Source organism: Epilithonimonas sp. (assembly GCF_032055105.1).
Classification (GTDB): Bacteria; Bacteroidota; Bacteroidia; order Flavobacteriales; family Weeksellaceae; genus Epilithonimonas.
The window spans coordinates 21085-44728 of record NZ_DAMBRK010000004.1; the positions used below are offsets into that span (position 1 = coordinate 21085).

Consider the following 23644-nt stretch of genomic DNA (forward strand, 5'->3'; position numbering starts at 1 on the left):
GTTTGAGATTTGAAGTTAAGGACGCAGAAATTTGTTTCCATTATGTTCTGTAGTTTTTAGGTATTTCATAAAGCCAGAAATCATTTTTGAAAGCTCTGCACAATCTTTTAGCAAATCGTTAAATTCATTTTCATTAATAAATTTTCTATCAAATGCTCTGATTAATTGAGAACGTACTTCTCCACAAGAACCCTTTGAAATTGAAAGAAAATTAATAAACTCTTTATTTCCTTCCCGTTCAAATCCTTCTGCAATATTATCCATAACAGAACCGGATGAACGGTCAATTTGATATTTAATATTTTGACTGCAATTTGGGTTTTGAAGTAAATAGGCATCAACTTTTTGACATAAAATTCGAGACTTTTTCCAAATCTCTAAATCTTCAAAATTATTAATTGTTGCCATAATTTCAAACTTCAAATCTCAAATTAGAAATTAATTAAGAAGCCAATCGTAACCTTTTTCTTCTAATTCAAGTGCTAGGGATTTATCTCCTGTTTTTATGATTTTTCCATCTGCCAAAACGTGAACGAAATCTGGCTGAATGTAGTTTAAAAGTCTTTGGTAATGCGTGATTAACAAAACTGCGTTGCCTTCATTTTTGAATTGGTTTACACCATCAGCAACGATTCTCAAAGCGTCGATATCCAATCCAGAATCAGTTTCGTCAAGAATTGCCAATTTTGGGTTAAGCATCATCATTTGGAAAATCTCGTTTCTTTTCTTTTCACCTCCAGAGAAACCTTCGTTCAAAGAACGGGAAAGGAAATCTTTCTTGATTCCTAATTTCTCAGAGTTTTCACGAATTAATCCCAACATCTCTTTAGCGCCCATTTCTTCCAATCCGTTTGCTTTTCTTGTTTCGTTAAGAGCAGCTTTGATGAAATTGGTAACAGTAACTCCAGGGATTTCCACAGGGTATTGGAAAGAAAGGAAAATTCCTTTGTGTGCTCTTTCTTCAGGCGCATATTCACCGATTTCTTCTCCTTCGAAAAGAATTTCGCCATCCGTTACTTCGTAATCTTCTTTTCCTGCAATCACAGAAGAAAGTGTCGATTTTCCTGCTCCGTTCGGTCCCATAATAGCGTGAACTTCGCCTGGTTTTATTTCAAGATTGATTCCTTTTAAAATTTCTGCGCCATCTTCAATTTTGGCGTGTAAGTTTTTGATTTGTAACATTATATATGTTTAATATCTTGTGTTTAATTTTTAAATTTTAACCAACTGAACCTTCAAGCGAAATTTCCAATAATTTCTGAGCTTCAATTGCGAATTCCATCGGAAGCTTGTTCAAAACTTCTTTACTGAATCCATTCACAATCAGAGCGATTGCTCTTTCTGTATCAATTCCTCTTTGGTTACAATAGAAAATCTGGTCTTCTCCGATTTTCGAAGTCGTTGCCTCGTGTTCCAATTGTGCAGTCGGATCTTTAATTTCGATGTAAGGGAAAGTGTGTGCACCACATTCATTACCCATCAACAAAGAGTCACACTGAGAAAAGTTTCTCGCTCCTTTTGCAGTTGGCATTACTTTTACCAATCCACGATAAGAATTATTAGATTTTCCAGCAGAGATACCTTTTGAAATAATGGTTGACCTAGTGTTCTTTCCGATGTGAATCATCTTCGTTCCTGTATCTGCATACTGATGCATATTTGTAACTGCGATTGAATAAAACTCTCCAACTGAGTTATCACCTTTCAAAATACAGCTCGGATATTTCCAAGTTACAGCAGAACCTGTTTCAACTTGAGTCCAAGAGATTTTTGCATTTCTCTCGCAAAGACCTCTTTTAGTTACAAAATTGAAAACGCCACCTTTTCCTTCTTCATCTCCAGGATACCAGTTTTGAACTGTAGAATATTTGATTTCAGCATCGTTCATTGCGATTAATTCTACAACTGCTGCGTGAAGTTGATTCTCGTCTCTTGACGGTGCTGTACAACCTTCAAGATAAGAAACATAACTTCCTTCATCAGCAATGACCAAAGTTCTCTCGAACTGACCAGTTCCTGACTGATTGATACGGAAATAAGTAGATAATTCCATAGGACATTTCACACCTTTTGGAATGTAGCAGAAACTTCCATCAGAGAAAACTGCGGAATTCAAAGCAGCGTAGAAATTATCGCCTCTCGGAACTACTTTTCCTAGATATTGTTTTACCAAATCCGGATGTTCTTTGATAGCTTCAGAAATAGAGCAGAAGATAATACCTTTCTCTTTTAAAGTTTCCTGAAATGTTGTCTTTACTGAAACAGAATCTACAACGATATCAACCGCAACATTCGCTAATCTTTTTTGTTCCTCGATATTGATTCCCAATTTTGCGAAAGTCTTCAACAATTCTGGGTCAACTTCATCAAGACTTGCCAATTCCGGTTTTGCCTTCGGAGCCGCATAATATCTGATTGCTTGAAAATCAGGTTTTTGATATTTGATGTTTGCCCAATCCGGTTCTGTCATTTTCAGCCAGATTCGGAAAGATTCCAAACGCCATTCTGTCATCCATTCCGGCTCTTCTTTCTTTTTAGAAATTGCTCGGATAATATCTTCGTTAAGACCAATCGGGAAATCTTCGTATTCGATATCCGTTTCGAATCCAAACTCGTACTTTTTATTTTCTAAATCGACGCGTAAATCGTCTTCGGTATATTTAGACATAATTTTTATAAACTAAAACTTTCTCCACAACCGCAAGTTCTTGCAGCATTTGGGTTATTAAAAACAAAACCTTTTCCATTCAATCCTCCAGAATATTCCAGAGTTGTTCCTGCAAGATAAAGGATGGATTTTTTGTCAATAATGACTCTCACGCCGTTATCTTCAAAGATTTGGTCGGTTTCATTTTTTATATTATCAAACTTCAAGACGTATTCTAGACCGGAACAACCGCCACTTTTTACGCCTACTCTTATATAGTCAGTCTCAGGATTGAAGCCTTCTTCAGTCATCAACTGAGCTGCCTTTGATTTTGCCTGATCGCTTACTTTTATCATTGTTTTTATTTAGACTGATTTTAGGCAACAAAAGTACGAACTAATTTCCGCAATCTCAAATCGACAGCGTCTATTTTAACGATTTTAAATAGACTTTAATATTTCGTTCAACAATGAAAGACAGTTTGTTAATGTTAAATTGTTATCAAAAAATGAATAAAAATTAGTTCTGATTGTTCTTATAATTAACTTTGCTTGATTTTGTTAATCAAACAATCAGTTTTAATTATGAAGAAGATATTTATTTTAATGATGATGATTTCCTTTTTTGGAAAAATGATGAGCCAGACCGAGAGGTATATTTATCAAACCGAAGTGAATCCAGATACGATTAATCTTGTTAATATGAAAGTTGAGAATACTTTTTTGGATGTCAAGAATAATCAGTCATTGTTCATCAGTGAAAGTAAATTATTAAAAGATTCTTTAACTGCAGTTTTAAAACAACAAGGCGTAACAGAAATTAAAAAATCAAAAAAAGATAAATCCGAATTTCCAAAGCTGCCGAATGGAAAATCTATACAACCTACTTTTTTTGATTATTTTATTACAAAAAATCAAGAAGACAAGTCTGTAAATTTTGTTGAAAGTATTGGTTCAAAGCAAGTCTATTATCAGGAAGACAGAAAAATGAATTGGGATATTTCTAATCAAATTTCCGATTTTAATAATTATAAAGTTCAGAAAGCAACGATGACGTTTGGAGGAAGAACTTGGACAGCTTGGTTTGCTCCTGAAATTAAAATCTCCGATGGGCCATACAAATTTTTAGGACTTCCGGGATTAATTTTAAAACTGGAAGATGATAAAGGTGATTACAGATTTACCTTTACTAAGAAAATTAATATAGAAAAAGCCTTTTCCGAAACAATAAAACCAGACGCCAGAAAATCTACAAGAATCAACTTCCGAGGAGACAAAGAATCTGTAAGAATGGAAATGGTTAAAAATAAGGATCCTGAGATTAACTTTGATAGTTTCAACAGAATGAACCAAAGAAGTGGTGGTATGAATGGCGGATTCGGCGGCCAGCAAGGAATGAATGGCGGAATGCCAGGTAGCGAGGTAGGAAACGGACAAGCAGATATACAAATGGGAAATCCGCAAGATAACTCGGCTGGAAATAAAGCTCCTGCAATGAATTTCGGAAATACCAATCCAATTGAATTAAGTAACAAATATTAATATGAAATTTTTAAAACTATTAACCTTTTTCGCAATGTCTTTTTTAATGGCTCAGCAAGGGACGCGTTTTGTCTATCAGGTGACAATGAAACTAGATTCTACGAACCGAGATGATATCAAAACTGAAATTGCCAATTTGGATGTTAATGCTGAAAAATCAGTTTTTTATGGTGAGAAAAGATTGCAGCGTGATTCGCTTTTCAAACGTGCATTTGAAACCAAATCTTTTAATTTTGACCGGACACAAATGGAAAGTCTGCGTTCAAGAATTGACTTCATTGTAGAAAAGAACTTTAAAACAGGTACAAAAAGTTTTAAAACAAGAATTGCGAGAGATAATTATCTGTACACCGAAGATCGTACAATGGATTGGAAAATACTTCCCGAAACGGTGAAAATCGGTGATTATAATACTCAAAAAGCAGAAGTTAATTTTGCAGGAAGAACTTGGTTTGCTTGGTTTACTACAGATATTCCTTTCCAAGATGGACCTTATAAATTCTCTGGGTTGCCTGGTTTGATTGTAAAAGTTGAAGATTCTAAAGGTGACTTTTCTTTTGATTTGAAGGAAACTAAAAAGATAAATAATATTGCAACGTTCGAAGAGCGAGGAGCTACCATTACTTTGAAAAGAAAAGATTTTATAAAGCAAGAGCTTAAATTCAAGCAAGATCCTGGTTCTTTTATGACCAACTCGGGTCGTGGGAGAGGGCGAAATGAATCGAACCCGCAGGAGCGAAAAGATCGTGAAAACCGAATGAAAGAAGATGCAAAGAAAAATAATAATCCGATTGAGTTAGAATAAAAAAATCGTCCTGAGATTCGGGACGATTTTTGTTTTATGATTTCCTGATTTCCTTGACTTCTTCGATTTTTTCTTCGAAGTAATCTTTTTTGTGAGGATGCTTTTCAGAAAGGATTTCGTAAGCTTTTATTGCTTTTGTATAGAGCTTTTGCTCAGTATATAATCTTGCAAGGGTCTCGGTCATCAAGTGAGAAATGTCGTCTTTTTTCTCTTTTACAACATAATTGCTTTCCTCTTTTAATTGTGAGATTTTTGGGTTTGTTTCTATGAAATTATCAATGATTTTTTCCTTGACTTTTGCTTGTTCTTCTGCAGTTTCTTTTCTCTCAATTTTCAACCAGCTTTGCCAAGTGTTGATGAAAGTTCCAACGTTGCTATCAGGAATTTCTTTCGCTTCTGGCTTTTCAATAATTGAGGGGATTTCTCTTTCTTTTTCTTCAATTTTAGAAACTTCGTTGCCGAAGAAAGAAACATTCATCACAGGTCTTTCAGTTTCTGTGACTTGAGGTGTTTCTTCTACAATTGGCTTTTCGTTAATAATGATTTCTTCTTTAATTTCAGATTCGGCAGTTTTTTCTTCAACTATACTTTCGACTTCAGGCTGCTTTTCTACTTCTGTAGTTTTGCCAATCAGCGCATCGGGAATATTAGCAGAAAAAGACATTGGTTTCCATTCAGAAATAGATTGTTCATCAACTTTTTCCTTTTTAGAAATAATTTCTTGCTCCTGAATTTTAGCGACAATTACAGGTTCTTCTGGTTTCGAAACTTCGAAACTCTGAGTATTTTCAAAGCTGATTTCATCTTTACTAATGTTTTCGTCAATTTCAGATTCTACCTCAACAACTTCTGTTGGTTTTGAAATTTCGAAAGTTTGAGTGTTTTCAAAACTTACTTGGCTGTTGTCGATTTCATTTTCAGCAATTTCAGGAACAACTGGTTCTACATATTCTGTTTTTGCAACAGGAATTTCTTGTATTGGTTGTTGTACTTCTTTCTTAATTTCTTTTTTTGGAGGATTAAGATAATCTAAGTGATTTTTGGGAACCGAAAACTTAACCTGAGGAAGAAAATCTTCAATCCCATTAAAACTAATATTGCCAAAAGAATCCTCATCTTGAACTTGAATTTCTGGTTTGATTTCTACAATTTTTTCTTCATGAGTTTCTAAAACTTCTTCAACGGTTTTATGTTCAGAAATAGTTTCTTCAGAACGATTTTCATCAATAACAATTAAATTGTCTTTAATTTCCAAATCATCTTTAACTAAAACAATTTCAGGTTCTTTGGTAGGTTGCGAATCGATTTTATGATTTTTTTCTTCTACGGAGTTTTCTTCGTTATCTAAAACAACGAATTCGGAATTTTTCTCACTTTCATTTTCGATAGTTTTATCAATGTCAAATTGATTAATAACAGATTGGGTTTCTGTTTTTTCTATCTCAGTTACGATTTCAGATTCCGCAGGTTTTACAATTTCTGTTTCTGTATTGTTAATTGTTTGATTGTGAGCTGTTTTTTCTGGCTCAATTTGAGTTGACGTGATTTCTTTTTTAGCAATTTTTTCAGAATTGATGAATTGATAAAGTATTTTTTTATCCGTTGTGTAAGCTGCTGTTTTAGAAAGATTTTCTTTGTATTTTTCTGATTGATAAAGATTAATCCCATAAAGATAAAGCGCACGAATACTCTGAGCGTAAGGCATTTTCTCCGACTCGGATTCTAATATCTTCAAATCGGATTCTGTAATAATCTTTGGATTTTTTATTAATTCTAAAACTCTTGTATTCATACTTTTACCAATTGGCTACAATATCATTGTAAATTTTGTTGATGATCCTTTCATTCACAATTCTTACCTGTGCAGTTTCTATTAAGTTGATATCCAGGTCGCTATTGAAAACGGCTTCGTCACTATAAGTTCTGTCAAAACTTAGCGTTGGGTCTACATTATTTTCATAATGAACTTTTATTGTGATGGTTAACTTGTTCTGAAGCGCTTCAATTGTACTTCCAGAAGTTGTAGTTGTAGCGGCTCCAACACTGGTTGGTGTGATGTTGTAATCACTTATTTCTCCTTCTATCAAGAGATCTGGTTTTTCAATAGCACCTTTCAAAGTAGTTCTCTGTAGAAAACGATTCTGCAACGCCACCGTAAAATCCTGACTCAAACTTGGCAGATTGTTGGCTGCGTTATTCGGAAATGTGTTGATTTTAACTGTTTTCATTTCCGGACTTAAAGATGATCCTGTGAAAGAATAGCAACTTGTAAGAACAAAGAATAAAGAGAAAAGAAAAAAGATTTTAATTCTCTGGCTTCTGACTTCTGGCTTCTGACTTCTGACCATTATTCCTCTAGATTATATTGTTTTATTTTTCTATAAAGTGTTCTTTGCGAGATTCCCAACTCGTCCGCAGCTTTGTTTCTTCTTCCTTTGTGTTTTTCTAATGCTTTGATTATTAGATCTTTTTCATTGTTTTGAAGCGAAAGAGATTCTGACCTAGCTTCTTCAATTTCAATATCTTCTACATCGTTGTAATTATGATCTTCGTCTTCAGAAATAATCGTTGGATGATGAATCTGATTTTGATTGTTGTTATTATTTTCGAAGTAAAGCAAAGAATTAGGACTTGCTACTTGCTGTGTTTCAGGAGTATATATTCTATTGATGAGGTTTTTCTCCTGTAAACTTAGATCAGCATTTCCTTTATTTTTTATCAGTTCCGAAGTTAAGGATTTTAAATCATTAATATCGTTTCTCATATCGAAGAGAATTTTGTACATAATATCCCTTTCCGAACTAAAATCTGAACCTTGATTTCCTCCAAGATTATTCTTCTGAACAACCGCCGGAAGATTTGCATTCATTGGGATATATTCTGCTAACTTCACCGAATTGATTTCTCTATTCTGCTCAACAACAGTCATTTGCTCTACCAAATTTCTCAACTGGCGAACATTTCCGGGAAAACTATAATTTTCAAGATAAGATACGGCGTCATCTGTCAGTTTTAGTTCCGGCATTCTGTATTTCTCAGCAAAGTCAATCGCAAATTTTCTGAACAATAAATGAATATCGCCTTTTCTTTCTCTCAAAGCCGGCATATCAATCTGAACGGTATTTAAACGATAATACAAATCCTCCCGAAAACGGCCGTCTGTAATCGCTTTCATCATATTAACGTTGGTTGCAGCTACGATTCTTACATTGGTTTTCTGAACTTGCGAAGAACCCACTTTCATAAATTCTCCACTTTCCAAAACTCTTAATAACCTAACCTGCGTTTGCAAAGGTAATTCTCCAACTTCATCCAAGAAAATTGTTCCGCCATCTGCGACTTCAAAGTATCCTTTTCTGGTAGAGGTTGCGCCTGTAAAAGCGCCTTTTTCGTGACCAAATAATTCGGAATCGATTGTTCCTTCTGGGATTGCACCACAGTTTACAACAATGTAAGGCTGATGTTTTCTTCTGGATTCTGAATGGATTATTTTCGGGATAAACTCTTTCCCAACACCACTTTCTCCAATTACAAGAACGGAAATATCTGTTGGTGCTACTTGTATCGATTTTTCTAAAGCGCGGTTCAAAGCAGGAAAATTCCCGATGATTCCGAAACGTGCTTTTATGGATTGTAAGTCTGCCATATTGATTTGATGTTTGAAATTTAAGATTTGAAATTCAATGGTTAAGAATCATCAAACCGTTTCCCCCAAGAGTGTTCCTTGCGTATTCCCGTGAACAAAAACTGAAACAATGTCACCAATTTTCTGTCCTTCCAGCATATCGAAAACACAAACTGCATTTTGGGAATTTCTACCTTTCCATTGGTTTTTATTCTTTTTGGAAACACCTTCAATCAGGATTTCGTGAACTCTACCAACGTAAGAAGCCATTCTCTTTTTGGATAATTCGCCTTGTAGAGCAATCACTTCTGCCAAGCGTCTCTGCTTAACATCTGCAGGAATGTCGTCTTCCATTTTTTTGTGAGCAGGCGTTCCAGGTCTTTCTGAGTAAGCAAACATATAACCGTAATCATATTCCACTTCTCTCATCAATGACAATGTATCTTGGTGATCTTCTTCAGTTTCTGTGCAGAATCCGATAATCATATCTTGAGAAAAAGAAATATCAGGAACGATTTCTTTCGCTTGTTTGATTAAGTCCAAATATTCCTGACGCGTGTGCTGACGATTCATTAAATCAAGGATTCTGTCGCTTCCACTTTGAACAGGCAAGTGAACGTATTTGCAAATATTATTATGTTTTGCCATCACACGGAAAACGTCCAGACTCATATCCTGAGGATTGGAAGTCGAGAATCTGATTCTCATATTAGGAACGGCATTAGCAACCATTTCCATCAATTGAGCAAAATTAACAGCTGTCAATTTTTGCATTTCGGATGCTTTTGCAAAATCCTTTTTTGGTCCACCTCCGTACCAAAGGTAAGAATCCACGTTTTGACCTAAAAGTGTAATTTCTTTATAACCGTTATTCCAAAGGTCAACACATTCTTCTATGATAGAATGTGGGTCACGGCTTCTTTCTCTTCCTCTTGTGAAAGGAACAACACAGAAAGTACACATATTATCGCAACCTCTTGTAATTGTAACAAAAGCTGTAACGCCATTTCCACCAAGACGAACAGGATTAATGTCTGCGTAAGTTTCTTCTTTTGAGAGAATTACGTTAATAGCGTCTCTTCCGTCATCGGTTTCTTTGAGAAGATTTGGAAGGTCTCTGTAAGCATCCGGACCAACCACCAAATCTACGAGTTGTTCCTCGTCTAAGAATTTGGTTTTCAGTCTTTCTGCCATACAACCAAGAACGCCAACGGTCATATTGGGACGCTCTTTTTTAAGGTTTTTGAATTGAGCAAGACGCATTCTCACTGTTTGCTCAGCTTTCTCACGAATGGAACAAGTATTTAATAAAATTAAATCTGCTTCTTCTGCTTTCAAAGTCGTGTTGTAACCTTGTTCGTTAAGAATGGATGCAACAATTTCGGAATCAGAGAAGTTCATCTGACAGCCGTAACTTTCCAGAAATAATTTTTTAGAATTTCCGGATCTTTCAGCGATTGCGAAAGCTTCTCCTTGTTTGGTTTCGTCTATATATTTTTCCTGCACTACATTTAGATTTAAAGTTCAATGTTAAGAAATCCAATGTTGATGAACTTTGAACCCGAAAATTTGAACTGTTTAAGTCTGCAAAGATACAAAATATTGTGACAGAATGGCAGGGATTTATTCCATAGAAAAAGTCAATGGAAATTTCATATGACTTCTTACTGGTCTGGAGTGAATCTTTCCAGGAGTCCACTTATTTTTGATTTTTTTAATTGATTTTATAACCATTTCATCAAACTCTTTTAGACCCGAAGACTCTTCCAAAACGATATTAGATAAAGATCCATCTCTTTCAACAACAAATCTAGTAACAATTCTGAATTTGCCTTTCCAATTAAACCTAGAAAGATCAATAGCATTGGATACTTTTTTTCGAAATTCGTTTATTCCTCCTTCATAATCTGGAAGAATGTAACTTTTAGAAGAATCATAACCTTCTTTATATTTTTCAAAAAGATCATCAGGGTAAATTATGAAATGAGCTATTGCTGCTTTCTTTTCTCCATTAATAATTGCAGGTGTCCAACCAGTTTGATATTTTGCAACTTCTCTTGCAAGATCAAATGCACATTTGTTTTCAAGAATATTTTTTTCATCTGCATCCTTTACAAATTTTATAGTCGCATCTGGTGAAATTAGAACTTTAAAATTATACATCTCATCGATATTACTACAAGACTGAAGTCCTTTCTCCACAATTATTTTGTGGAAATCTTTGTAGTAATTTTCTATTCCATCTTTATAGGGAGATTGGTCTTTAGGGAAATAATCATACTGAGCATTGCAAAATGCGCTTATAAAAGTCAAAAAATAGTAAAAGTTTTTCATTGGTTAAAATTAATATTCATGGTCAGAATGTTCCGAAGAAAAATTGATTTCAAAAATAATATTGGAGCTTACAGGAATTCCGTTTTGAAGAGCAGGTTTCCATTTCTTTTTGATTCGTCTCATAGCAAAGTCCATATCTTGACGAAACTCGTCATCATTTCTCACTTTTGGATAGATTTTCATTTCGCTCATTTTTCCTTTTTCATCAATGGTGATGACGAAAGAAAATTTTCCGTTCACAGCATAAGCTGTCAAATCCACATAGCCGTGAACCATTTTCATAAACTCATTTCGGAAAGCTTCCTTTCCGCCTGGGAATTCTGCTTTTCTGGTAACATTTGACAAGTCCGAATTTTGAGAGTAAAAAGATGAACTGGTGAATATTGCGAAGACTAGAAATAGGTATTTCATTGTTTAGGTTAAAAGTTTTGTCAAATATATTAAAATAGCGAATGAAAATAACCGATGCTGTTTTATGATTTTGTAATTTTGATTTTAATTTGACATAATGAAAATTACACTTAATAGAATCAATGATGATTTTTTGTTTGAATGTTCCAATGAACAGGGAAATTCTATTTTATTAGACAACACCACTTTGCCAGGAGCAAAAGGTGTATCGCCAATGCAATCTTTATTAATGGCAGTGGCTGGATGTAGCGGAATTGATGTCGTTTCAATATTGAAAAAACAACGCCAGACGATTACAGATTTCAAAGCGGAAGTAGAAGGCGAAAGAGTGCAGGTAGATGATGCAAAACCTTTCAAATCCATCAAAGTAAAATTTTTTCTTGAAGGTGAAATCGACCCGAAAAAAGCAAAAAAAGCATCGGAATTATCTTTCGAAAAATATTGTTCTGTTTCTAAAACATTGGAGCCAAATGTTGAGATTTCTTACGAAGTCAGCGTTAATGGAGAACTTGTGCAATAGAGTTTGAGGGTTTGAGCGTCTTAGAGTAGGAGAGAATCAAAACTCACTAAAACCCTAAAACGCTCACACACTCCAGCTTATTATCGGCTAGCCAGCCTCGGTTGAATCAACTTCGCAACTGTTGAAGTCCAACCAGTTTGATGAGAAGCGCCAACACCACGGCCATTATCGCCGTGAAAATATTCGAAGAACATAATGTAATCTTTGAAATGTGGGTCTTGATTGAATTTCTCAACGCCACCGTTGAACGCTCTGTTTCCGTTTTCATCCTTCAGGAAAATCTTACAAAGTCTGTTGCTGATATCCTTTGAAACTTCATCCAGATTTTTGTATTCTCCGCTTCCTTTTGGATATTCGATTTTTAAAGAATCTCCGAAAAAGAAATCAAAACGCTGTAAACTTTCAACAATCAGGAAATTAATCGGAAACCAAATAGGTCCGCGCCAGTTGCTGTTGCCGCCAAACATTCGGCTGTCACTTTCTGCTGGTGTGTAATAAACCACGTGTTCCTGTCCGTGAACAGTGAATCGGAAAGGGTTTTCCTCATAAACCTTGGACATCGCACGGATTCCATAATCGCTGAGGAATTCAGATTCGTCAACTAATCTTGTTAAAACTTTTGTCAATCTTGTTTTTCTTAGGATGCTCAAAAGGTGTTTGTTTCCTTCGCCTTCAACATACCATTGGGAAACCAATTTCGTAAGGTCTTGTTTATTTTTCAGAACCCACTCCATCCTTTTTTTGAACTCGGGAAGTTTTTCCAAAAGGCTGTGTTCCACAACTTCTACCGCAAACATTGGAATCAATCCAACAATGCTTCGAAGTTTCAGACTCACACTATCTCCGTTGGATAACTGAAGCAAATCGTAGAAAAACCCATCTTCTTCATTCCAAAGTCCTTGTTTGTCTTCCCCAATGTTTTCCATTGCTTCGGCAATATAAAGATAATGTTCAAAAAACTTAATCGCCAAATCTTCATAGACCGGATTGTAAGTTGCCAATTCCATAGCAATACGCATCATATTCAGCGCATACATTGCCATCCAACTCGTTCCGTCGGCTTGTTCCAGATGTTCACCTTCACTGAATTCCATATTTCTATCGAAAGCTCCGATGTTATCTAGTCCAAGAAATCCACCTCCAAAAAGGTTTTTCCCGTTGTAGTCTTTTCGGTTAACCCACCAAGTGAAATTCAATAATAATTTCTGAAAAACTCTCTCTAGGAAAGCCAAATCTGGTTTTCCATTATTTTTTTCATCGATTTTAAAAACTCGGAAAGTTGCCCAAGCGTGAACAGGCGGATTAACATCATCAAAATTCCATTCGTAAGCAGGAACCTGTCCGTTTGGATGCATATACCATTCTTTCGTCAGAGTAATCAGTTGATTTTTAGCGAATTCCGAATCAATTACAGAAAAACTCACACAATGGAATGCCAAATCCCAAGTTGCATACCAAGGATATTCCCACTTGTCGGGCATCGAGATGATATCTTTGTTATGAAGATGTTCCCAATTGCTGTTTCGCACAAAACCTTTTCGTTGAATAGGGAAATTCGGGTCGCCTTTCAGCCATTTTCCGATGTTGTAATGATAGAATTGTTTATTCCAAAGCAAACCTGCAAATGCCTGTCTTTGGACATTCTTTTCGTCTTCATTCTCAATATCTTTCTGGATGTTCGCATAAAACTTATCCGCTTCCTGTTTTCGTCTCGAGACTATTTCATCAAAATCCCAAAACGCATCATCCATAATATGAGGCGACAATCGGAATTCGAAAACTTTGTTGCTGTTCGCTTCTATGATTTCTTCACAATGGAGAGAAGCTTTCGTTCCTGTTTTCGAAGGATTGATTGTATCAAGACCTTTCGTGATATATTGATTAATTCCGTCTTTGAAAAAACCTTCTGTCTTCGGAAGATTGAATAATCTCGAACGATTCGTTTCATTTTCACAAAACAGCGCATCCACATTTCTGTTTCTGGAGTATAATTTCTTTATACTAAGGCTGTTATGATGGATGTCAATCTCACCTTGTTTAGAAAAACCAAGTTGACCTTTGTAATCATTATAACCCCACATCCAATTGTTTCTGTACCAGACTGTTGGCAAAACCACAATTGGAGCAGGCTGATTACTTCTGTTATGAACATCAATTCTGACTAAAAAATCATCTTCACCAGCTTTCGCATATTCAATAAAAATGTCAAAATATTCATCGTTATCAAAGATTCCTGTATCAAATATTTCATATTCAGGGTCTTTGTTGGAGCGTTGCGCATTGGTATTGATGAGGTCATCGTAAGGAAACGCTTGGATTGGATATTTGTAAACCATCTTCATATAGCTATGAGACGGTGTATTGTCCAGATAATAAAAAATCTCCTTGATATCTTCGCCGTGATTTCCCTGATGATTGCTTAATCCAAAAAAACGTTCCTTAACTCTGCAGTCATTTTTGTTCCAGAAAGAAAGTGCAAAACATAATTGCTGTTTCTCATCCGAGATTCCTGCGATGCCTTCTTCTGCCCAACGGTAAGTCCACGCTTCCGCTGTATCGTGACCGGTAAATTCCCACGCATCACCGTTGGTACTATAATCTTCGCGTACATTTCCCCATTGGCGGTGACTCACGTACGGACCCCACTTTTTCCAATTCGGATTTCTTAGTTTTTCTTCTTCATTCATTTTTCTAATTATTTTTTGAGAATAATTATTCTTTTTTATCAGGAGCAACACGGTTGTACATTTGTTAGAACATTCCAACCCGCTGTCCACTATATCTTTTTTTGCTTAGACTATTTGTCATTAAAAACAATTTCCCCAAAAGCAAAAAAAGGATGCCGTTCCCATCGGGGCTATGTTGGGGTTTGTTCCTTCTTTCAACGAATTAAAAAACCATTAATAATTGATAATTCATCATTAATAATTAATTACCCGTTATCCGCAAAACTCTCCAGACTCGCCATTCCGCCATCTACATAGATACTCGCACCTGTAATATAATCCGAATAATCACTCGCCAAAAATACGGCTAAATTTCCAATGTCTTCCGGTTGCCCGATTCTATCATACGGAATCAGCGTCATTAGCGCATCCAGAGATTTTTGATTATCCCAAGCTGATTTGTTAATAGGAGTTTGAATGGCGCCTGGACAAATATTATTCACACGAATTTTTTGTTTCCCGTATTCCTGAGCCAGCGTTTGCATCAGCATTCTAAGCGCTCCTTTACTGGAAGCATAATTCGCGTGTCCGGCCCACGGAATAGTCTCGTGAACACTACTGATATTGATGATTTTTCCAAGCGCGCAGGATTTTTCTGTCATTCCTCGCTTCAGGAATTCCTTAATCGCTTCTCTTGAGCAAAGGAATTGTCCTGTCAGATTCACATCAATTACTTTCTGCCATTGAGCAAGCGTCATTTCTACAAAAGGCGCATCTTGTTGTAAGCCTGCATTATTAATGAGAATATCTACAGTTCCGTATTTATTAATAGTCGCTTGGAACATTGCCAAAACTTGGTCTTCCTTACTTACATCACATTGAATAATCAAACCTTCGCCTCCGTTTTCTTCAATGGTTTTCAAAGTTTCTTCCGCTTCGGGACGAGAATGTTCAGATGAATGATTGATGATAACGATTGCTCCGGATTTTGCCAAACTGATAGCAATTCCTTTTCCTATTCCACTGCTAGAGCCAGTAACAATAGCAACTTGCTTATTTAGATTAATGTCCATTTTTCAAATTTTGTGATTTTTTCTAAGCAAATATTATACATAATTGCCATTATAAATATCTTACAATTAATTGTTAACAAAAAATTGATGTAGAGAAATTTTCATACAATTTGGAACTAATGCAATTTCTTGTCTATCTTTGCGGTCAGATTTGTTCATTTACATATTGAAAATGTTATCGAGAAAGGTGGAGAGATTAGACTCTGTGAAACCTTGGCAACCCTTCGGAAACGAAGAAGGTGCTAAATTCTATCCGCAATGGCGGAAAAGATAACCCAGACATTTTTCTACATTTCCCTGTAGCATTTTCAATTTAATTTTATCAAAATTGAAAAACGAGCTACAACATATCAACCTTAATAACTTCACGACTCAGAACGGAAAAGTTCTCGACATTCCATTAAGCTATCAGCTTTTTGGAAAAGAACTGTATTCAGCTCCGATTGTTTTAATCAATCACGCATTGACAGGAAATTCTGATGTTGCGGGAGAAAATGGCTGGTGGAAATCTTTGGTTGGGGAAGAGAAAATAATTGATACCAATCGATTTACAATTATTTCTTTCAATATTCCCGGAAATGGGTTTGATGGATTTTTCATTGATAATTACGAAGATTTCACAGCTCAGGATATTGCATCTATTTTTCTTGAAGGGTTGAAAAATCTTAAAATTGAAAAACTTTTCGCATTAGTTGGTGGTTCTGTTGGAGGTTCAATCGGTTGGGAAATGCTGACTTTGCAAAATAATTTAGCAGAAAAATTCATCCCGATTGCGACAGATTTCAAAACATCGGATTGGTTACATTCTCAATGTCTGGTTCAGAAATTTCTTTTGGAATCAGAAGACAAACCTCTTGAAAAAGCCAGAGTTCACGCAATGTTGTGTTACAGAACGCCTGAATCTCTTAACTTAAGATTCAATAGAGAAATCGATTCTGAAAAACAAATTCTGAAGTCTCACGACTGGCTCAACTTTCACGGAAACAGATTAAACGAAAGATTTAGTTTAAAAGCTTATAAACTCGTTAATCATCTTCTGATGAACATCAACGGAAAGGAAAATGAATTGGAGAATATCAATTCAGAAATCCATTTGGTGTCAGTAGATTCAGACCTTTTTTATCCTGCTTTTGAGATTAAAAATACTTACCAATTTTTACAAAATAAAAACAAAAACGTTCAGTATCACGAGATTAATTCCATTCACGGGCACGATGCTTTTCTAATGGAATATGAGCAATTGAACACAATTTTAAAACCAATTTTTTTGAACTGATGACAGACAAGAACACAATTAATATTTATAGAAACAAAGCTTTGGTGAATTTCGAAGGAAAGGATTTTCTTGGACAGATTGGCGTGGATTCACGTATTTTTCAGGCTTTGAATGGAGGAGGAATCAGTGTTGGAGTAATTTCCCAACAAGCGATTGAAAACGGAATTTCTGTTCTTGTGGATGAGAATGACGCTTCGGATGCAGTTGATTTTCTGAATAAAGAATTTGAAAAAGAGAAGGCAAAAGGACACGTGAGCAATATTTACAGTGTTGAAAATCTTAGTGTTATCGGATTTGTTTCTGATAATTATAATAAGATTTTGTCGGAGCTTCAGAGAAATAAGATTTATCCTTTGTTGCTAAGTCAAATTGCTTCTGCGGGAAGAGTAAATATCGTCGTAACCGGGAATCAAACAGAAATCACAAAAAATATCATCGAAACCGAAATCTACGGGAAACCAAAAACAGTTCATCTGGCTTTGATTGGTCACGGGAATGTTGGTGGAACTTTGGTGGAGCAGATTTTGGATTCGGCTTATGATATTCTGAATCGTAAAAGAGTGGATTTAAAAATTGTTGCGATTGCGAACTCAAGAAAAATTGCCTTTAACAAAGCTGGTTTCGCAAGCGATTGGAGACAGAAAATCAAATATTCTACAACAGATTCTAGCATAGAAGCTTTGATAGATTTTGCAAAAGAACATCACTTGGAAAATCTTGTAATGGTGGATAATACGGCGAGCAAAGATTTTGTGAAGCATTACCCAACGTTTGTAGATAACGGATTTGATATTGTAGGTTCTAATAAAATATATAATACATTACCAATCTCTGAATACCGAAATTTCAGAAAATTATTAGAAAAAAACAAAAAGAAATATCTCTACGAAACCAATGTCGGCGCAGGTTTACCTTTGATTGACACCATTAAATTATTGCATCTTTCAGGCGAAAACATTACAAGAATCAAAGGTGTTTTTTCCGGAACTTTGAGTTATGTTTTCAATAATTTTTCGCTTCGTAATGACAAATTTTCAACGATTATCAACGAAGCTTTAGAAAAAGGTTACACAGAACCAGACCCGCGCGAAGATTTATCAGGAAATGATGTTGCAAGAAAGCTCTTGATTTTAGCAAGAGAATTAGATTTGATTAATGAATTTGAAGATATTAATATTCAGAATCTTGTTCCTGAAAGTTTGTTGTCAGTTTCTAAAGAAGAATTCCTTTCAAGATTGGAGGAATTAGACGACGAATATCAAAAAATTAAAGAAAAGCAAGAGCCAGGCTATGTTTTAAGATACGTCGGAGATTTGCACGGAGATTTGCAAAAAGAAAAAGGAGAATTGGATGTGAAAGTAATTTCTGTTCCGGCTAATTCTGCACTTGGACAACTAAAAGGTTCGGATTCTATTTTCGAAATTTACACAGAAAGTTACGGTGAAAATCCAATCGTAATTATGGGAGCAGGAGCCGGAGCAAAAGTAACCGCAAGAGGTGTTTTCGGAGATATTTTAAGACTCAGCGAAACAAAATAAAATCAACGAACTCGAAGAGTTCACCAAAATAGCCGTAGGTGAAACCTATGGAAAATAGCAGACAAATGGAAAACCAAAATTTCGAAACATTAGCCATAAGAACTCAAACCGAAAGAACTCAGTTTGACGAACATTCCACACCGTTATATCTCACGTCAAGCTTCGTTTTCGAAGATGCAGAAGATATGCGTGCGAGCTTTGCAGAAGAAAAAGACAAGAATCTTTACAGCCGTTTCAGCAATCCCAACGTTACAGAATTTGTAGATAAGATTGTAAAAATGGAAGGCGCAGAATCTGGTTATGCTTTTGCAACAGGAATGGCGGCGATTTATTCTACATTTGCAACTTTGCTTGATGCTGGCGACCATATTGTGAGTTGCCAATCGGTTTTCGGTTCCACGCACACTTTGTTCACAAAATATTTCCCAAAATGGAATATTGAAACATCATATTTCAAAGCAGAAGATGCTGAAAACGTAGAACAATACATCAAACCAAATACAAAAATCTTGTATTTAGAAACACCGACAAATCCTGCAATTGAAGTTTTAGATTTGGAATTTTTCGGTCAGATTGCTAAGAAACATAATTTGATTTTCATCGTTGACAACTGTTTTGCAACGCCTTATTTGCAACAGCCAATTAAATACGGAGCTGATATCGTGGTACACTCAGCAACAAAACTGATTGATGGTCAGGGTCGTGTTCTTGGCGGAGTTGCCGTTGGAAAAGCAGATTTGATTCGTGAGATTTATTTGTTTGCGAGAAACACAGGTCCGGCAATGTCGCCTTTCAACGCTTGGGTTTTGAGCAAAAGTTTGGAAACGTTGGCGATTCGTGTAGAAAAACATTGCGAGAATGCATTGAAAGTTGCGGAGTTTTTAGAAAATCATCCGAACGTAGAATTGGTAAAATATCCGTTCCTAAAATCCCATCCAAGCCACGAAATCGCTAAAAAGCAAATGAAATTAGGCGGAAACATCGTGGCTTTCGAAATCAAAGGCGGAATCGAAGGTGGTAGAAATTTCCTGAACAGAATTAAGATGTGTTCCCTTTCCGCCAACTTGGGCGACACCAGAACGATTGTTACGCATCCTGCTTCCACAACGCATTCCAAACTTTCTGATGAAGAAAGAAACGAGGTTGGAATCACTGCCGGATTGGTGCGTTGCTCTGTTGGTTTGGAAAATATTGATGATATTATCAACGATTTGAAACAGGCTTTAGACTAACGGAATCGGAATTAGGAGCAATAAGTTTTCAACTCCGAAACAAGATTCCAACCCGCTGTCCGCTATATCTTTTTTGTTTTTACAACATTTGTCATTCTGAACTTGTCTAAGAATCCAAAAAAAACAAAAAAGGATGCCGCTACCATCGGGGCTATGTTGAGGTTTTATCTTCCTATCAACGAAAAAAACGAAGAATCCGAAAGATTCAATATCAGTAGCCGTCGGTAAAACCGATGGTACATTAGAAAAAGAAATGAATTATGAAAAATTCAGAACAATTATATAACGCATTGGGTGAACGCATTCTCATTCTCGACGGAGCAATGGGAACGATGATTCAGCGCTACAATTTCACCGAGGAAGATTATCGCGGTGAGCGATTCAAAGACTGGGAATCTCCACTCAAAGGAAATAACGATTTGTTATCTCTGACTCAACCGGAAGCGATTGAAGAAATTCACAGAAAATATCTTTTAGCAGGTGCGGATATTATCGAAACTAATACATTTTCCGGGACTACCATTGCGATGGCAGATTATCATATGGAAGATTTGGTTTACGAACTTAATTATGAATCGGCTAAAATTGCTAAAAAAGTCTGCGATGAATTTACTGCCCAAAATCCTGATAAGCCAAGATTTGTTGCAGGTTCCATCGGACCAACCAATAGAACGGCGAGTCTTAGTCCGGACGTCAATGACCCAGGTTATAGAGCTATTACTTTTGACGAACTCAGAATCGCTTACAAACAACAAGCAGAAGCTTTGCTAGACGGAGGTTCTGATATTCTTTTAGTTGAGACAATCTTCGACACTTTGAATGCAAAAGCGGCATTGTTTGCCATTGACGAAATCCGAGAAGAAAGAAATATAACCATTCCGATTATGGTTTCGGGGACGATTACCGATGCTTCTGGAAGAACGTTGAGCGGACAGACTGCGGACGCATTTTTGATTTCGGTTTCACATATGGATTTGATAAGTGTTGGTTTCAACTGTGCTTTAGGAGCGAAACAATTGACGCCTTATCTGGAAATTCTTGCCAATCACACCGATTTCGGAATCTCTGCTTATCCAAATGCCGGTTTACCGAATGCTTTCGGTCAGTACGACGAAACTGCCGAGCAAATGGCGGAGCAAATCAAAGAGTATGTGGACAAAGCTTTAATCAATATTATCGGAGGTTGTTGTGGAACAACGCCAGACCATATCAAAGCGATTGCTGATTTGGTGCAAACTTACCAGCCGAGAAAATTATCGGCAATTAGTGAATAATTTATGGAAACAGATTGTAAAAGAAAATATCTGAAATTATCAGGCCTCGAGCCTTTAATTATAACTCCCGAATCCAACTTCATCAATGTTGGAGAGAGAACCAACGTTGCCGGTTCCAAAAAATTTCTTCGATTAATCAAAGAAGAAAAATATTCTGAAGCACTCGATATTGCCAGAAATCAGGTGGAAGGCGGTGCTCAGATTCTCGACGTCAATATGGATGACGGACTTCTGGACGGGAAAAATGCAATGGTCAGATTCCTGAATCTTATTGCTTCCGAACCAGATATTGCCAGAATCCCGATTATGATTGATTCATCAAAATGGGAAATTTTAGAAGCTGGTTTGCAAGTGGTTCAAGGAAAACCTGTTGTGAATTCTATCAGTTTAAAAGGTGGTGAAGAAGAATTCATCAAGCAGGCAAAAGCGATTAAAAGATATGGTGCAGCGGCGATTATTATGGCTTTTGATGAGGTTGGACAAGCTGATAATTACGAAAGAAGAATCGAAATTTCCAAAAGGTCTTATGATATTTTGGTGAACCAAGTAGGCTTTCCTTCGGAAGATATTATTTTTGATCTTAATATTTTTCCTGTTGCGACAGGAATGGATGAACACCGTAGAAACGCTATTGATTTTATCGAGGCAACTCGCTGGGTTCGTACCAATCTTCCGAATGCGTCCGTAAGTGGCGGTGTTTCCAATGTTTCATTTTCGTTCCGTGGAAATGATTCTGTGAGAGAAGCGATGCATTCTGTTTTCCTTTACCACGCCATAAAAGCGGGGATGAATATGGGGATCGTAAATCCAACAATGTTGGAAGTTTACGATGAAATTCCGAAAGATTTGTTGGAATTGGTGGAAGATGTAATGCTCGATAGAAAAGACGATGCGACAGAAAAACTTCTCGATTATTCCGAAAAACATAAATCAACCAAAAAAGAAAAAACCGAAGACCTTAGCTGGAGAGAACAGGATTTACAATCGAGAATTACACACGCTTTAGTCAAAGGAATCGATCGTTTTATAGAAGAAGATACCGAGGAAGCTAGAAAAACTTCAAAACGTCCGCTTGATGTTATCGAAATTAATCTAATGAATGGAATGGGCGTTGTCGGCGACCTTTTCGGAAGTGGAAAAATGTTTCTGCCTCAGGTTGTAAAATCTGCGAGAGTAATGAAAAGAGCTGTTGCTTATCTTCAGCCTTTCATCGAAGCGGAAAAAGACCAAACTCAAAAATCTAACGGGAAAATCCTTATGGCAACTGTAAAAGGCGATGTTCACGATATCGGGAAAAATATTGTGAGTGTAGTTTTGGGTTGTAATAATTATGAAATTGTGGATTTAGGAGTAATGGTTCCTGCCGAGAAAATTATTCAGACTGCGATTGATGAAAAAGTGGATGTGATTGGATTAAGTGGATTGATTACACCAAGTTTAGACGAAATGGTTCACATTGCAGACGAACTGGAACGTAAAAACCTGAGTTTTCCTTTGCTGATAGGTGGCGCAACCACTTCCAAAGCGCATACAGCCGTTAAAATTTCACCTAAATATTCCAATACCGTCGTTCACGTGAATGACGCTTCCAGAGCGGTTGGTGTGGTGAGTGCACTTTTGAATCACGATAAATCTAATGCTTATGCTTTAGAAATCAGAAAGGATTATGATGAATTCCGTGAAAAATTCCTGAACCGACAAGTTGACAAAGAATATGTTCCGATTGCAGAAGCACGTGAGAAAAAATTCAAAATCGATTGGGAAAATGAAATTATTCCAACACCAAAAAAATTAGGAATTACAATTATCGAAGACCAAAATCTGGATGATTTAGTTGAATTTATCGATTGGTCTCCGTTTTTCAGAAGCTGGCAATTATTCGGGAAATTTCCTGAGATTTTAACTGATAATGTGGTTGGAGAACAAGCGACGATTTTATTCAATGAAGCGCAGACAATGCTCAAGAAAATTCTGAAAGAAAAGAGTTTTGTTGCAAAAGGTATTTTCGGAATTTTCCCTGCTAATGCAAATGAACAGGATGATATTTTGGTTTATGATGACAATCAGAATGTGATTTCAACTTTCAGAACTTTAAGACAACAACATAAAAAATCGGAGGGCAAAGAATATTTTGCTTTAAGTGATTTTATTGCGCCTGAAAATTCTGGAAAACAAGATTATATCGGAGCTTTCTGCGTTTGTACAGGTTTTGGAGCTGATGAATTAGCAAAAGAATATGAAGACCAGAATGACGATTACAATGCGATTATGGTAAAAGCGTTGGCAGACCGTTTTGCAGAAGCCTTCGCCGAATATCTTCACAAAAAAGTCAGAACCGAATATTGGGGATATTCTGAAAATGAAACTTTGGATAACGAAGAATTAATTAAAGAAAAGTACCTTGGAATTCGTCCTGCTCCGGGTTACCCTGCTTGTCCTGACCATTTGGAAAAATTGACGATTTGGGATTTACTAAAGGTGGATGAGAAAATCGGAGTGACTTTAACTGAAAGTCTTGCAATGTGGCCAACAGCAGCGGTTTCTGGTTATTATTTTGGGAACGAAAAATCAAAATATTTCGGAGTTGGAAAAATTGATGAAGACCAATTGAAAGATTTTGCTGAAAGAAAAGATGTTGAATTGGATTATGCCAGAAAATGGCTAGCTCCTAATCTTGCGGATTAATATTATTTAAAATTATT

At 36.2% G+C, this 23644-nt stretch carries 20 protein-coding genes and 1 riboswitch; of the genes, 8 read left to right on the plus strand and 12 right to left on the minus strand.

The window, feature by feature from the left end:
- Nucleotides 1–15: 15 nt before the first annotated feature.
- The 4 genes from RTY06_RS04245 to RTY06_RS04260 are packed head-to-tail and all read right to left on the minus strand — an operon-like array spanning nt 16 to nt 3003.
- Nucleotides 16–408, minus strand: a complete 393-nt coding sequence (locus RTY06_RS04245) for a four helix bundle protein (protein WP_312823060.1) — start codon at nt 406–408, stop codon at nt 16–18.
- A gap of 30 nt (nt 409–438) precedes the next feature.
- Nucleotides 439–1182, minus strand: a complete 744-nt coding sequence (gene sufC, locus RTY06_RS04250; RefSeq protein WP_312823062.1) for a Fe-S cluster assembly ATPase SufC — start codon at nt 1180–1182, stop codon at nt 439–441.
- Nucleotides 1183–1219: 37 nt separating this feature from the next.
- Entirely contained in the window at nt 1220–2668 is a 1449-nt protein-coding gene (sufB, locus tag RTY06_RS04255; protein WP_312823063.1) for a Fe-S cluster assembly protein SufB, read from the minus strand.
- A gap of 5 nt (nt 2669–2673) precedes the next feature.
- Nucleotides 2674–3003 (minus strand): iron-sulfur cluster assembly accessory protein, encoded by a 330-nt coding sequence (locus RTY06_RS04260; RefSeq protein ID WP_312823064.1) that lies wholly within the window; start codon nt 3001–3003, stop codon nt 2674–2676.
- Nucleotides 3004–3231: 228 nt separating this feature from the next.
- On the opposite strand from RTY06_RS04260, the gene RTY06_RS04265 reads away from it, so the two are divergent.
- Nucleotides 3232–4188, plus strand: coding sequence for a GLPGLI family protein (locus RTY06_RS04265; RefSeq protein ID WP_312823065.1), 957 nt, complete (start codon nt 3232–3234; stop codon nt 4186–4188).
- Nucleotide 4189: 1 nt separating this feature from the next.
- Nucleotides 4190–4993 carry a GLPGLI family protein gene (locus RTY06_RS04270; protein WP_312823067.1) on the plus strand — a complete coding sequence of 268 codons (804 nt, stop codon included), beginning with the start codon at nt 4190–4192 and terminating at the stop codon, nt 4991–4993.
- A 34-nt stretch (nt 4994–5027) separates the two neighbouring features.
- Here RTY06_RS04270 and RTY06_RS04275 read toward each other — a convergent pair whose 3' ends face one another.
- The 6 genes from RTY06_RS04275 to RTY06_RS04300 form a co-directional block, all read right to left on the minus strand.
- A complete protein-coding gene (locus RTY06_RS04275) occupies nt 5028–6785 on the minus strand; it encodes a hypothetical protein (RefSeq protein ID WP_312823069.1) in 1758 nt (585 codons plus the stop codon).
- A gap of 4 nt (nt 6786–6789) precedes the next feature.
- Nucleotides 6790–7341: an LptE family protein gene (locus RTY06_RS04280; RefSeq protein ID WP_312823070.1), complete on the minus strand. Its 552-nt coding sequence runs from the start codon at nt 7339–7341 to the stop codon at nt 6790–6792.
- The gene (locus RTY06_RS04285; protein ID WP_312823071.1) at nt 7341–8639 is read right to left on the minus strand and encodes a sigma-54 dependent transcriptional regulator; all 1299 of its coding nucleotides are present in this window, start codon (nt 8637–8639) and stop codon (nt 7341–7343) included. The genes RTY06_RS04280 and RTY06_RS04285 overlap by 1 nt, the downstream gene beginning before the upstream one ends.
- Before the next feature lie 51 nt (nt 8640–8690).
- Nucleotides 8691–10124 carry a tRNA (N6-isopentenyl adenosine(37)-C2)-methylthiotransferase MiaB gene (gene miaB, locus RTY06_RS04290; protein ID WP_312823072.1) on the minus strand — a complete coding sequence of 478 codons (1434 nt, stop codon included), beginning with the start codon at nt 10122–10124 and terminating at the stop codon, nt 8691–8693.
- A 117-nt stretch (nt 10125–10241) separates the two neighbouring features.
- Nucleotides 10242–10952 carry an energy transducer TonB gene (locus RTY06_RS04295; protein ID WP_312823073.1) on the minus strand — a complete coding sequence of 237 codons (711 nt, stop codon included), beginning with the start codon at nt 10950–10952 and terminating at the stop codon, nt 10242–10244.
- Nucleotides 10953–10961: 9 nt separating this feature from the next.
- Nucleotides 10962–11363 (minus strand): hypothetical protein, encoded by a 402-nt coding sequence (locus RTY06_RS04300; protein WP_312823074.1) that lies wholly within the window; start codon nt 11361–11363, stop codon nt 10962–10964.
- Nucleotides 11364–11460: 97 nt separating this feature from the next.
- Here RTY06_RS04300 and RTY06_RS04305 point away from each other — a divergent pair, with 97 nt between their 5' ends.
- On the plus strand, nt 11461–11883 hold the full coding sequence (locus tag RTY06_RS04305) for an OsmC family protein (RefSeq protein WP_116033265.1): 423 nt from the start codon (nt 11461–11463) through the stop codon (nt 11881–11883).
- Between the two features lie 80 nt (nt 11884–11963).
- Here the strand turns inward: RTY06_RS04305 and RTY06_RS04310 are convergent, their stop codons facing one another.
- Entirely contained in the window at nt 11964–14570 is a 2607-nt protein-coding gene (locus RTY06_RS04310) for an MGH1-like glycoside hydrolase domain-containing protein (RefSeq protein ID WP_312823076.1), read from the minus strand.
- Nucleotides 14571–14815: 245 nt separating this feature from the next.
- Nucleotides 14816–15622, minus strand: coding sequence for a glucose 1-dehydrogenase (locus tag RTY06_RS04315; RefSeq protein ID WP_312823077.1), 807 nt, complete (start codon nt 15620–15622; stop codon nt 14816–14818).
- Nucleotides 15623–15794: 172 nt separating this feature from the next.
- Nucleotides 15795–15899: riboswitch (SAM riboswitch) on the plus strand.
- Nucleotides 15900–15950: 51 nt separating this feature from the next.
- Between RTY06_RS04315 and RTY06_RS04320 the strand changes: the two genes are divergently transcribed.
- The 5 genes from RTY06_RS04320 (at nt 15951) to metH (ending at nt 23627) form a co-directional block, all read left to right on the plus strand.
- Nucleotides 15951–16898 carry an alpha/beta fold hydrolase gene (locus RTY06_RS04320; protein ID WP_312823079.1) on the plus strand — a complete coding sequence of 316 codons (948 nt, stop codon included), beginning with the start codon at nt 15951–15953 and terminating at the stop codon, nt 16896–16898.
- Complete coding sequence (locus RTY06_RS04325) at nt 16898–18436, plus strand: ACT domain-containing protein (RefSeq protein ID WP_312823081.1); 1539 nt, start codon at nt 16898–16900, stop codon at nt 18434–18436. Before RTY06_RS04320 ends, RTY06_RS04325 begins: the two co-directional genes overlap by 1 nt.
- 65 nt (nt 18437–18501) lie before the next feature.
- Entirely contained in the window at nt 18502–19668 is a 1167-nt protein-coding gene (locus RTY06_RS04330; RefSeq protein ID WP_312823082.1) for an O-succinylhomoserine sulfhydrylase, read from the plus strand.
- A gap of 260 nt (nt 19669–19928) precedes the next feature.
- The gene (locus RTY06_RS04335) at nt 19929–20942 is read left to right on the plus strand and encodes a homocysteine S-methyltransferase family protein (RefSeq protein WP_312823083.1); all 1014 of its coding nucleotides are present in this window, start codon (nt 19929–19931) and stop codon (nt 20940–20942) included.
- Nucleotides 20943–20945: 3 nt separating this feature from the next.
- Nucleotides 20946–23627: a methionine synthase gene (gene metH, locus RTY06_RS04340; RefSeq protein WP_312823085.1), complete on the plus strand. Its 2682-nt coding sequence runs from the start codon at nt 20946–20948 to the stop codon at nt 23625–23627.
- The last annotated feature ends 17 nt before the right edge of the window (nt 23628–23644 follow it).